The organism is Hydrogenophaga sp. (genome assembly GCF_041633695.1).
Lineage (GTDB): Bacteria > Pseudomonadota > Gammaproteobacteria > Burkholderiales > Burkholderiaceae_C > Hydrogenophaga.
In genome coordinates this window covers 1-1,337 of record NZ_JBFJMY010000723.1, presented here as the reverse complement: position 1 = coordinate 1,337, position 1,337 = coordinate 1, and the positions used below count along the sequence as shown (strand labels likewise).

Genomic DNA, 1,337 nt, shown 5'->3' with positions numbered 1-1,337 from the left:
GATCCGCCACACCGCCAACCCACCCGACACCCACGTGGCCTGGACGCTGTGCGCCACGCGCTCGGTGCTGGTGGCCAGCCGCGCCTACCTGCGCCGCCAGGGCGCGCCTGAGGTTCCGAGCGATCTGGCGCGGCACAACTGCCTGCACTACCCGCGCACGCAAGACGCCCCGGCCTGGATGCTGGAGCCGCTGTCCCGCAAACAGGGGGGCGAACGCGCCACGGTACAGGTGTCGGGCTCGCTCACGGCCAACAACAGCGAGGCCTTGCGCGACGCCGCGCTGGGCGGGATGGGCATCGCTTTGCTGCCCGACTTCACCGCCCAGAGCAGTTTGCAAAGCGGCAAGCTGATGCAGGTGCTGCCCGACTGGAAACCGGTGGGCGCGTTCGCGGAACAAATTTACGCCATACGCCCATATTCGGCCCATGTGCCGCGTGCGGTGACGGCTTTCGTGGGTTACGTGCGCCAGGCATTTGCCGCCGGGTTTTCCTGACGCCCGCAGGCGTGGCAGCCCCAGTTTTGTGATTTGGGCGGCCGCATGACCTTGGCGCCACACAAACCTAGGGTTTACCCTATACTTTCGTTACCTTGTTACCAAGCCACGGAGGTTGACACCATGCCCAGCACACTTTCCAGCCACCCCAGCAGCCTAGTTTTGGGACGCCCCCACACAGCCGATGGCCTACGGAATACCGCCGCTACCGCCCTGCGGTGGGGGCACAGGTTCTGGATGGCGCTCACGACCCGGGTTGCGCCAAAGACCACCCAACCGCTGACCCGATTCCAAGAAGCCGAACAAACGCGCGCCATGGCGGACAAGCTGCTGAGCAGCGACCCGCGCTTTGCGCACGAGCTCTACGCAGCAGCCGACCGCCACGAAAGGGCCGCGCAGAATTGAGGAGGGACCCGGGTCTGTTCACGCTATGTCTCCAAGTGCGAACCGGGTGACACAACAGACCCCGACGGCTGGCCCGACCACCAGCGTCACAGATGGGCCGCCGCTGCCGTCGGTCAGCTGGCGCACCGCAGCGATGGGGCAGTACCGCAACGGCAAGTGAATCGGCGGTGGTTCAGAGCGTAGTACGCGCCAGCCCGTACTACGCCATGGCAGCCCAGCGCCATTGCACGTGGAGCGAACACGCCTCGCCCTGCGCCAGCACGCGCAAGCCCGGCCGCCCGGGCAGGTGGAAGGCGTATATGGGCTGGGTGATGGGCTCGAAACAAAACGCCGGGCCCTGCGGTGGCCGGTAGATCAGGCAGAAGTGCTGCGCGGCGCCACCGTCGTGTTCGAAATCCGGCATGGACGCGGTGAGCTGCAGACCCCGCTCGGGCCACTC

At 66.6% G+C, this 1,337-nt stretch carries 1 protein-coding gene and 1 pseudogene; one reads left to right on the top strand and one right to left on the bottom strand.

Annotated features, from left to right (window positions below; all coding sequences use genetic code 11):
* Positions 1-493 (top strand): substrate binding domain-containing protein (locus ABYB95_RS23575; protein ID WP_372662834.1); only part of this gene is annotated, 493 nt, incomplete at its 5' end.
* A 604-nt stretch (positions 494-1,097) separates the two neighbouring features.
* On the opposite strand, the pseudogene ABYB95_RS23570 reads toward ABYB95_RS23575, so the two are convergent.
* Positions 1,098-1,337: pseudogene (locus tag ABYB95_RS23570) on the bottom strand (aldose 1-epimerase); the annotation flags it as partial.